The sequence below is a fragment of the Glaciimonas sp. PAMC28666 genome (genome assembly GCF_016917355.1).
GTDB lineage: Bacteria > Pseudomonadota > Gammaproteobacteria > Burkholderiales > Burkholderiaceae_D > Glaciimonas.
Genome location: NZ_CP070304.1, coordinates 349,963 through 360,503, shown reverse-complemented (window position 1 = coordinate 360,503; position 10,541 = coordinate 349,963). Strand labels below are relative to the sequence as shown.

Below are 10,541 nucleotides of genomic sequence, written 5' to 3'. Positions count from 1 at the left end.
AGAAAATATGGACTTAAAAGTTGAAAATTGTGATGTTGTCGTGATCGGTGCCGGTCCGGCGGGCTCGGTCGCTGCTGCGTTATTGCGGCAACAAGGTCGACAGGTCCTGGTGCTCGAGCGTGAACAGTTTCCGCGCTTTAGTATTGGTGAGAGCTTACTTCCGCAAAGTATGGCTTACCTTGAGCAGGCTGGCATGTTGCAGGTCGTCGTGGAAGCGGGATTTCAATATAAGAACGGTGCGGCTTTTGTCCGTGGCGAGCGCTATACCGCTTTCGACTTTCGTGACAAACATTCAACTGGCTGGGGTACAACGTATCAGGTGCAACGCGCCAACTTCGACCATCTGCTGGCGCAACAAGCTCAACGGCAGGGTGCCGAAATTCGCTTTCAGCACGCGGTTACGGCCGTCGATCTGGACGGCGATAAACCGCGCCTTACGGTGCGTCAGGCGGACGGCAACGAGTATCAGGTTGAAGCCGGGTTTATTCTTGACGCAAGCGGATTCGGTCGTATCTTACCGCGTTTGCTGGATTTGGAAACACCTTCCAATTTTCCGGTTCGTGGTGCTATTTTTACGCATATTGAAGACGGAATTACGGCGCCAGACTTTGATCGCAACAAGATCCGTGTCACCGTCCATCCTGAACATTGTGACGTGTGGTATTGGCTGATCCCGTTTGCAGGCGGCCGTTGTTCGATCGGTGTAGTGGCTAAAACGGCATTTCTGGATCAGTATCAAGGTTCGGACACGGAACGTCTCCGAGCGCTGGTAAATGAAGATCCGGCCTCGCGCGAATTGCTGGCAAACGCGCGCTGGGATACACCGGCACGTTCGATTGTTGGCTATTCGGCCAATGTAAAATCGTTATGGGGAAAAGGCTATGCGTTACTGGGTAACGCTGGGGAATTTCTCGATCCGGTGTTTTCGTCGGGCGTCACCATTGCATTAAAATCTGCCAGTTTGGCCGCTCAGGTATTGCAGAAGCATTTTAGCGGTGTGCAGGTCGATTGGGAAAACGAGTATGCGATTCCCCTCAAAAAAGGCGTTAATACTTTCCGGACGTTTGTTGAATCCTGGTACACCGGTGGCTTTCAAGACGTTATTTTTCATGAACATCAGCAACCTGAGATTCGTCGGATGATCTCAGCCATTCTGGCTGGTTATGCATGGGACGAGACCAATCCGTATGTCCGCGAAAGTAAGCGTCGCCTGAAAGCGTTGGAGGAGATATGCGCTTAATCGGAATCGTCAAGCGGTCGTTAGCCCTGACGATGCTAATAGTGCTGATGGCGGGGTGCGCCAGCACGCAACTGGCGGCCCCGCCACAGCGGTTGGGTTTGAAACTCTCACCGGCTTCATTGGGGGCCACAATCAGCCTGCAACAGCATTTGACGGTAGAACGAAACGGTCGGACCGATCAACTGGATGCCGCATTAGAAATTGATCCTCAGCAACTTAATATGGTCGGACTGGCGTTAGGTCAGCGTGTACTGACTTTGCATTATGATGGTAAAAATCTCGAATCGTGGCGCCATCCAATGCTGCCAGCGCAGGTTCGGGCGGAGGACGTGTTGGAAGATACCCAACTAACCCTGTGGCCGGTCGAGGCGATACGGCAGGCGTTGCCCGATGGATGGAAAATTGAACAGCAGGGTTTGCGTCGCACTTTACTGCTGCATGATGTACCGGTAACTGTCATTATTTACGGTAATGCCTCACCGTGGGGTGGTAAGGTGGAATTAACGAATCTGCGTTATCACTACCGGCTGATAATTGAGTCGGTGGGCGGAGAAAGCGCAACCGCACCCGGACCGACTGGAACCGTTACACCATAATTAATAATGCGAATATGTTTTATTTAAACGACCTCGGACTTATTTGTGCGCTCGGCGATACCCATGCCGCGATCCGTCAGCGCCTGTTTGCCGGGCAAAGCGGCGTCGTCATGACGGATCGTTATTCATCCTCTGGTGCGGTGCCAGTAGGTTGCGTGGACAGCGCTCTGCCGCAGATGGAGTCGGGTGTGTATCCGTTGGCGCATCGCAGCCGTAACAATCAATTGCTGCTGGCTGCATTGAAGCAGATTCGTCCGGCGGTGGATGCCGCCATCGGACTATATGGTCCCCACCGTATAGCGATTGTGCTTGGCACCAGCACCTCAGGGATTGCCGAGAGCGAAGCCGCGTTTCAGTTTGCGTATGGTCGGGCCACGAACGGTCGGTCCGCGAATGGTCGGGCCGCGAACGGTCGGGCCGCGAATGAACAAGCAATTGATCAGGACAGAATTGATAAAAAATTTCCGGCAAGCTTCACTTATAGTCAACAGGAAATGGGATCTGCCGCGGCGATGCTAGCGGAGGTATTAGGCGTTACTGGCCCGGCTTATGTCCATTCCAGTGCTTGTGCCTCCAGTGCCAAAGCAATGGCGAGCGCAGCGCGACTCATCCAGATGGGGTTATCGGACGTGGTGCTTACTGGCGGAGTCGATTCGTTGTGCGCTTTCACGATTGCCGGGTTTAGTGCGCTGGCATCGGTCAGCAAGACACGTTGCACACCATTTAGCGCTAACCGTGACGGTATAAATATTGGAGAAGGGGCGGCATTGTTTCTGATGAGTGCAAAGCCTGCGACAGTGGCGTTGCGCGGGTGGGGCGAGTCTTCTGATGGTTATCATATTTCTGCACCGGATCCAGAGGGCGGCGGTGCCCGCATTGCCATTGCGCAGGCTTTAAGGCGGGCCAATGTCGATGCCACGCAAATTGATTACATCAATTTACATGGCACCGCCACACAGCAAAATGATGCAATGGAGAGTCGGGTGGTACATGATCTTTTTGGCGACCGGGTGGCGGCAAGTTCGACCAAGGCCTATACCGGCCATGCCCTGGGAGCGGCGGGCGCTATCGAAGCAGGCTTGTGCTGGCTGGCCATGCAGGATGACAACCGGACCGGCTATTTGCCGCCACATTTATGGGACGGCGTAAAAGATAGCAATTTGCCAGCGTTGAATCTCCTGCCTGAAGGGTACCGCCTTGGACGTCCATTGCGCTGGGCCTTGAGTAACTCCTTTGCGTTCGGTGGCGCGAACGCAGCGTTGGTGATGGGGCGTGAATGAGTGTTCAAGTAAATATTAAAATGGCAAGTTATGATCTGGATGAGAACGAACCCAAGGTTAAATCTGGTGGAGCGGAGCCCCCGGTGTTACCAATAGTGGCATCGCCGCCGGCCTCAAGCGATCTGCTGGCACCGAGTATTGAAAGCTTATTGCCGCATTCGGGCACAATGGTAATGCTTGATCGCTTTGTGGCCGCTGATGAAGAGCGCTTGTGCGCCGAAGTAGTGATCAGACCGGACAGCTTATTTATGGGGCCCGACGGCGTCGGAAGTTGGATCGGTATTGAATATATGGCCCAATCTATCGCGGCTTTTGCCGGTCATAAGGGCCGTTTGCGCGGCGAACCTGCGAAAGTGGGATTCCTGTTGGGAACCCGACGTTATGACGTGAGCTGTGCACTTTTTCCGCCGGGTGTTGTCCTGTGGATAGTGGTAAAACGACTCATGCAGGCGGACAATGGATTGGGATCATTTGAATGTGCGATCTATGAGGCACCCAGATATGCAGATAGAAATCACGGGCTGACAGGTGAAACTCGGCCGTTTGATGCCATTGACGATACTCTCGATACTGCGCAGGTTTTGGTGCGTGCCACCATCACCGTATTTCAACCGCATGATGTGACTGGTTTTCTTGAAGGAAAAGTGGAATGACGTTGGCAACAATGACTGCAGAAAATAGCAAATTGAGCAGCTTAAACAAGACGGTGCTGGTGACTGGCTCAAGTCGCGGAATCGGGAAGGCGATTGCGTTGCGGTTGGCGCGGGACGGTTACGACATCGTTTTACATTGTCATCGCCAGCGCGAAACAGCGGAAGCGGTGGCGACCAGCATACGTGCAATGGATCGTCAGGTCCGTGTATTGCAATGTGATATCGGAGACCGGCAGAGCACGTCCGATATTTTGTTGGCTGACGTTGCGGAGCATGGCTGCTATTACGGCATTGTCTGCAACGCCGGCGTCGCCAGGGATAATGCTTTCCCGGCAATGTCGGGCGATGATTGGGATCTGGTACTGAAGACCAATCTGGATGGATTTTATAATGTTCTTAACCCGTTGGTGATGCCGATGGTGCATCGTCGTGCGCCTGGTCGAATCGTAACATTAGCGTCGGTATCGGGCTTGATCGGCAATCGTGGGCAAGTCAACTATAGCGCCGCAAAGGCTGGCATTATTGGTGCTACCAAAGCGTTGGCGATTGAACTGGCGAAGCGTCAGATTACTGTTAATTGTGTCGCCCCTGGCTTAATCGAAACTGACATGATCGCAGACGTTCCACTTGAAGAAGCGCTGAAAATGATTCCAGCCCGACGCCTGGGACAACCGGAGGAAGTCGCTGCGACGGTCAGTTTCCTGATGGGCACTGACGCGGCCTACATCACGCGCCAGGTGATTTCAGTTAATGGAGGTATGGCGTGACGCAGCGTCGTGTGGTGGTAACAGGAATGGCGGGCATCAGTCCGATAGGAAACGATTGGCCCAGCATTCGGACGCATCTTGGGAGTTATCGTAACGCTATAGTACGGATGGAGGAATGGGCCGATTATGATGGATTAAATACACAACTGGGCGCACCGGCAGCCGAGTTTGTTTTGTCTGATCGCTATACGCGGCGGACGATGCGTAGCATGGGACGGGTGGCGCTGATGGCAACCCGCGCGACTGAACTGGCACTGATCGATGCGGGCTTGATTGATGATCCACTATTAAAAAGCGGCAGTTGCGGGATTGCGTATGGCTCATCCGCGGGGACGCCAAAAGCGATAGGCGATTTCGGCAAGATGATGGAAGAGCGCTCGACCAGAGGCATCAACGCCACGACTTATATCAAGATGATGGCGCACACTGCGCCGGTGAATATCGGTGTGTTTTTCGGTGTCACTGGCCGCGTGATCACCACGTCGAGTGCATGTACCTCCGGTAGTCAGGGAATTGGCTACGCGTATGAAGCGATCTGCAGTGGACGTCAGGACATCATGATCGCAGGCGGTGCGGAAGAGTTGTGTGCAACCGAAGCGGCGGTGTTCGACACGCTGTTTGCGACCAGTATTTGTAATGACATGCCAGAGTTGACCCCAAGGCCATTCGATACCAGGCGCGACGGCCTGGTGATCGGCGAAGGTGCGGGAACACTCATTTTGGAAGAGTTGGAACATGCCCTCACACGCGGGGCAACGATTCATGCGGAATTAGTCGGCTTTGGTACCAATAGCGACGGTTGTCACGTGACGCACCCGAATACCGATACGATGCGTATTGCAATGGAACTGGCCCTCAGGGACGCGCAACTCTCACCCTCTGCGATTGGGTATATCAGCGCGCACGGAACCGGCACAGAACAAGGCGATATCGCCGAGTCTCAGGCCACGTCGCAGCTGTTCGGCAATCGGGTCCCGGTTAGCTCGCTGAAAAGTTATACCGGTCATACGCTGGGCGCATGCGGCGCTTTGGAAGCATGGGCTGGCATCGAAATGATGCGTGAAGGATGGTTTGCACCGACCATCAACCTCACTGAGTTGGACCCGCGGTGCGCTGATCTCGATTACATCATGCACGAAGGACGACACATTCAGTGTGACTACTTTATGTCGAATAACTTTGCGTTCGGTGGGATCAATACTTCATTGATTTTTAAAAGATTTGGGTAAAGCGATGACGCCTGGACGCGGCAGTGTCGTGCTGCCGGAGTGATAGCACATTTCTCATGCCCTCTGGCGTCGTGGTTCCTGCCGGGCAGAAAAATGGAAAAAATGGATACTCACCTCAGCCCAGATGCCGAATCGAGATTGCAGCGCTCGGCCTTCATCTGGCTGGTCGACGGAAGTAACTGGCCCGACGATACACTGTTGCCCTGGCTTGCTTGCCTTACTGCCGCTGAACAACAACGTTATCGCTGTTTTATAAGACCAATGCGGCAACGTCAGTTCCTGATCGGAAGGATTCTCCTGCGATTTGCCGCGGCGCGGCTAACTAATTTAGCCATCGACGACATCAGCGTCATCGAACGTAAAAATAACGCTCCGCTGCCGGTATTGCGACAAAATAACCCTGTCGCAGCTAAGGTTTTGCCGTTTTTAAGCTTGTCTCATAGTCGTGAATGGGTTGCTTGTGGAGTTAGCGCTGATACACCGCTTGGCCTGGATGTTGAGATGTTGGATACCAGTCGCGATGTGGCGGCTTTAGCAGCAGCGGCATTTACAGCGTGCGAAAATCAATGGTTGTCGGTGCAGGGCAGCACAGCGGACGCGGGCAAGGTCGCCGCATTTTATGCGCTCTGGACCGCCAAAGAGGCTTTGTACAAATTGGCCTCCAACGGCGAGCGTCAGGCCGAAGGTGAGATTTTGGTGAAAGATGGCATCCAATTGACCTCCGGGCCCAATTGGACCTTACAGTCCCCCCTCCACACGCAGCTTGCCATTTGCTTGTGTACCAGGCATCTTGTTTCGCCCCTCGATGTCATCGCATTGACCGGCGACTCGCCATTTTCATGGGCACTGCATGCCGATAACCTGGAAGAAGATCAAAAGAGGTGGAATGAAGATGGTGTCAGTGCGCCTTAGGATGCTTAGTTGGTTGCTCCAGCTAGCCTGCCCCAGCTTGCCTGCTCCAGCTTGCCTGCCCCAGTGAACTGCTTACTTGACTGATCCGGCAGCCGCATAATCAGATTTTTCGAGTTCACCCAGTCGCTTTGCGTTAGCAGTCGCTCTGGAATGCAAAGGGTGCAACCCAATTTGCGCTACATCGGCAAGTGAAGCGTTCAGCTGGGATAGCACGTCATTCGACTGTGTGACATGTTGCGTAACTGATTTGTTTTTACCCAGCATGGCGGGTTTCAAGAACGCGCCGGCAGCAAAAGCGATCAAGTTTTTCGTACCGGTCATGAACTCCTGGAGTGCAAGTTTAGCGACCTGCTGATGCAGGCTGAGCATCCGTATCGTCATGGCATGCGCCGACTCGGACAGAGCGTCCATCTTTTCCTGCCCCATCAAGCTAAACTCTTCCTGATCCCGTTGATTGGGTACCGGGCCAGCCATTGCCATGCGGACGGTGCGATGGGTGATGACCTGCGCGGACGCTGTCATCATTTCGGTCGTTTGGGTGGCGAGATCACCCCAAATGGTATAGGGATTTTCTGTCGTATCAGTGTTGGATAAACGTTTCGTGTTGGTTCGCATCGTAACTCCTCATTTGGATCGTTGAATACGCTGGGGGGAATGCGAAAGGCACCTGAGCGTATGCAATGTAAATCGACTCTATGTTGGCTTAAAAAAACGCAAAACACAGCCTGTTAGCGCTAACAATACTCTTTTTTTGAGTTGCCTGTGAAATATTTGTTGCGGCGCACCATAAGAGTGCCGCTTTGTAAAAAAGGGTTAAATTGGAACGGCGGAACGTTTTTTGGGGCGTATTGACAACTTCATACAAAAATCGGCGAATCTTCCAGAAATCTTAGAGTGGCTTCAGGTAAAATTCCCCTATGAAAATTCTGATCAGCAACGACGATGGTTATCTGGCCCCAGGCATCATTGCATTGGCAAATGCGCTTACGCCCATCGCAGAAATTGTGGTGGTCGCGCCAGATAGTAATCGATCAGGGTCTTCGAACTCTCTGACATTGGATCGACCGTTATCTGTTCATCGTGCCGAAAATGGCTTTTATTTCGTCAACGGTACCCCTTCTGATTGTGTGCACATTGCATTGACCGGAATGCTTAATTTTCGTCCTGACTTAATCGTTTCCGGGATAAATCAGGGCCAGAATATGGGTGACGACACGCTATATTCAGGCACTGTCGCCGCGGCTACTGAGGGGTTTTTATTCGGTATTCCCTCGATTGCGTTCTCGCAGGTAAGCAAAGGCTGGGATGAGCTGGACGCTGCAGCAAAGGTGGCGCGTGAGATTGTAGAGCGTCGATTTGCGAATATGCCGCAGCCGTATCTCCTAAACGTGAATATTCCTAATCTCCCATACCATCAGTTAAAGCCAGCACTTGCGACGCGCTTGGGTAAACGTCACGTTTCAGAGTCAGTGATCAAGACTCAAGATCCGCACGGACGAGAAATCTATTGGATCGGTCCAGCGGGTGCAGCCAAAGATGCCAGCGAAGGAACCGACTTTCATGCGGTAGCGCAGGGCCATGTCTCTATTACGCCGTTGCAGATCGATTTAACCCACGCGATGCAGATGGCAGCGCTGACCAAGGATTTGTCATGACGGAAGCGCCGAAGCGTTTTCCTTTGACGTTATCATCTGTGGTGGACACAAAAGCGCGACCAACAGGCGTGAGCGCGAGGCGCGTCGTGGCAACACCTCAGACGGCTACTAGAAATGCCGCATATGACAATTTGAAACCACCCGCGGTGAAATCAACGATTGTTCCAGGCACCGGTAGCAAACAACCTTATTTCAATCCTGTAACTTCGACCAATAATACTGCCAGGTCGTCGAGTGGTTCCAACCCCGCTGCGCACTATATTGCCGATGGGCGGCCGATGCCACTCGTATCAGAGGGGGTCCGCAAAGCGATGGTGGCCCGTATTGCCAAGCAGGGTGTCAGAGACGTCAGCGTATTGGCTGCAATGGAAGCTGTTCCCCGGCATATGTTTATGGAGTCCGGGCTCGCAAGTCAGGCGTATATTGATGCCTCGCTCCCCATCGGACATCATCAAACTATTTCTCAGCCGTACATCGTAGCCCGCATGATTGAAGTCATGCGGGATAACCAACAGGGCGGCGTTCTTAATCGCGTACTGGAAATTGGAACTGGATGCGGCTATCAGGCTGCGGTGTTATCGCTGGTGGCAAAAGAGGTTTACTCCATTGAACGGATCAAGCCGCTACATGAATTGGCGAGAAGCAATTTGCGGCCATTGCGAGTGGCAAATATCCGACTCCATTACGGAGATGGTATGCTTGGGTTGCCGCAGGTTGCACCTTTTGACGGAATTATCCTGGCAGCAGCGGGGCTTGAAGTGCCTCAGGCATTGCTGGACCAGATGGCAATAGGCGGTCGACTGGTGGCCCCGATGGGCTCGCGTCATCAGGTACTGCAGTTGATTGAGCGGATAAGTAAATTCGACTGGACCAGTACTACTTTGGAAGATTGCCACTTCGTGCCGCTACGTTCAGGGATCATATGAGCTGAATAAATTCAGCGATATGGACAAAATTTACAAAAATGCGGACATGATTTTCTCCCAATGATGGTGGTTCAACGTCGGTCACTTAAGACCGTGGATAATAACTTTTAATCGAAAATTGGTCGAATAGTGAATCCATGAAATACTATGGCGGTTTACGCTGGCTTCAATGCTTGATTAAAAGAGGTTTATGTTGCCAGAAATAACCGTATGGATCACTCCATCGACCTTAACCGCGATACGTCGCAAATATTAGTGTAATGAGAATGAAGAAAACACGCCTTTTATTGCTGGGAATAATTGTCGGCTCAATCGCCGCATGTACCACAACGCGAACGCCCGCGCCGGTAGTTGATCGCCGAGTGGGCGGCCCGACTGTGAGTGCAAGTACAAATTCACCTCAACAACCCCAGGCACCGCGGGTTAGCGGTCCTGGATATTACACAGTAAAAAAGGGCGATACGTTATATCGGATTGCGCTTGAGTTCGGGCAAAGTTATCGCGATATTGTCAGTTGGAATAATCTCAATAATGCCAACGATATCAAGGTTGATCAGGTTCTGCGGGTACAGCCCCCGGAAGCCGGCAATAATCTCGCCGGTGGCGCGCAGGTGGGCAATGTTTCCAGTGAGTCTGGCGTCGAAGTCAGACCATTGGGCAGCGCGGCTTCGAACACAGCTTCTTCGGCTATCACATCCGGAGCGGTAAGCGCCGGCAACAAAACAAGCCCTCGTGGAGACAAGCGTCCGTATTCCGATGGCGCGCTCGCAGAGTTGCAAAAGCCCGACGCGCCATCAGTACCAGACCTGCGGTCCGATGTGAAGCCAGACGCACGTCCAGAAATAAAATCTGAGGCACCGAAAAATAACGACAAGGCAGCTTCATCACCAGCTGCATCGAGCGGTGAGGACGACCGCATAGATTGGATGTGGCCAACAGAAGGGAAACTGCTGGGCGGTTTCGATCAAGGTAAAAAAGGTATCGATATTGCAGGGAAAACTGGTCAACCAGTGCTGGCAGCAGCAGCGGGCAAGGTCATGTACGCTGGTAGCGGCATTCGCGGTTACGGCAATCTGGTGATCGTTAAACATACGAATAATTTATTATCCGCGTATGCGCATAACAAGGTTATTCTTGTGAAAGAGGGACAAGTTGTCAGTAAGGGACAAAAGATCGCGGAAATGGGCAATTCTGATAGTGATTCAATCAAGCTTCACTTTGAAATCCGTCAGCAAGGCAAGCCGGTTGATCCATCAAAATTTTTACCCAGTCGCTAATCTATA

At 52.6% G+C, this 10,541-nt stretch carries 11 protein-coding genes; 10 read left to right on the top strand and 1 reads right to left on the bottom strand.

Going from position 1 to position 10,541, the window contains the following annotated elements:
- Window positions 1-7: 7 nt before the first annotated feature.
- From JQN73_RS01565 to JQN73_RS01535, 7 genes are all read left to right on the top strand, one after another.
- A complete protein-coding gene (locus JQN73_RS01565; protein ID WP_205321349.1) occupies window positions 8-1,240 on the top strand; it encodes an NAD(P)/FAD-dependent oxidoreductase in 1,233 nt (410 codons plus the stop codon).
- Entirely contained in the window at window positions 1,231-1,836 is a 606-nt protein-coding gene (locus JQN73_RS01560) for a DUF3261 domain-containing protein (RefSeq protein ID WP_205321348.1), read from the top strand. Before JQN73_RS01565 ends, JQN73_RS01560 begins: the two co-directional genes overlap by 10 nt.
- Window positions 1,837-1,850: 14 nt before the next feature.
- On the top strand, window positions 1,851-3,116 hold the full coding sequence (locus tag JQN73_RS01555; RefSeq protein WP_205321347.1) for a beta-ketoacyl synthase N-terminal-like domain-containing protein: 1,266 nt from the start codon (window positions 1,851-1,853) through the stop codon (window positions 3,114-3,116).
- Window positions 3,113-3,769, top strand: a complete 657-nt coding sequence (locus tag JQN73_RS01550; protein WP_240162386.1) for a 3-hydroxylacyl-ACP dehydratase — start codon at window positions 3,113-3,115, stop codon at window positions 3,767-3,769. The genes JQN73_RS01555 and JQN73_RS01550 overlap by 4 nt, the downstream gene beginning before the upstream one ends.
- A complete protein-coding gene (gene fabG, locus JQN73_RS01545; RefSeq protein WP_240162385.1) occupies window positions 3,766-4,536 on the top strand; it encodes a 3-oxoacyl-ACP reductase FabG in 771 nt (256 codons plus the stop codon). The genes JQN73_RS01550 and fabG overlap by 4 nt, the downstream gene beginning before the upstream one ends.
- On the top strand, window positions 4,533-5,765 hold the full coding sequence (locus JQN73_RS01540; protein ID WP_255542200.1) for a beta-ketoacyl-ACP synthase: 1,233 nt from the start codon (window positions 4,533-4,535) through the stop codon (window positions 5,763-5,765). The genes fabG and JQN73_RS01540 overlap by 4 nt, the downstream gene beginning before the upstream one ends.
- A gap of 102 nt (window positions 5,766-5,867) precedes the next feature.
- Window positions 5,868-6,677: a 4'-phosphopantetheinyl transferase superfamily protein gene (locus JQN73_RS01535; RefSeq protein ID WP_205321346.1), complete on the top strand. Its 810-nt coding sequence runs from the start codon at window positions 5,868-5,870 to the stop codon at window positions 6,675-6,677.
- 72 nt (window positions 6,678-6,749) lie between these two features.
- On the opposite strand, the gene JQN73_RS01530 is transcribed toward JQN73_RS01535, so the two are convergent.
- Window positions 6,750-7,292 (bottom strand): polyhydroxyalkanoate granule-associated phasin, encoded by a 543-nt coding sequence (locus tag JQN73_RS01530; protein WP_205321345.1) that lies wholly within the window; start codon window positions 7,290-7,292, stop codon window positions 6,750-6,752.
- A gap of 302 nt (window positions 7,293-7,594) precedes the next feature.
- Here JQN73_RS01530 and surE point away from each other — a divergent pair, with 302 nt between their 5' ends.
- The 3 genes from surE to JQN73_RS01515 all read left to right on the top strand — a co-directional run bounded on the left by surE (window position 7,595) and on the right by JQN73_RS01515 (window position 10,535).
- Entirely contained in the window at window positions 7,595-8,332 is a 738-nt protein-coding gene (surE, locus tag JQN73_RS01525) for a 5'/3'-nucleotidase SurE (RefSeq protein WP_205321344.1), read from the top strand.
- Window positions 8,329-9,258 (top strand): protein-L-isoaspartate(D-aspartate) O-methyltransferase, encoded by a 930-nt coding sequence (locus JQN73_RS01520; protein WP_205321343.1) that lies wholly within the window; start codon window positions 8,329-8,331, stop codon window positions 9,256-9,258. Before surE ends, JQN73_RS01520 begins: the two co-directional genes overlap by 4 nt.
- 266 nt (window positions 9,259-9,524) lie before the next feature.
- On the top strand, window positions 9,525-10,535 hold the full coding sequence (locus JQN73_RS01515; RefSeq protein WP_205321342.1) for a peptidoglycan DD-metalloendopeptidase family protein: 1,011 nt from the start codon (window positions 9,525-9,527) through the stop codon (window positions 10,533-10,535).
- The last annotated feature ends 6 nt before the right edge of the window (window positions 10,536-10,541 follow it).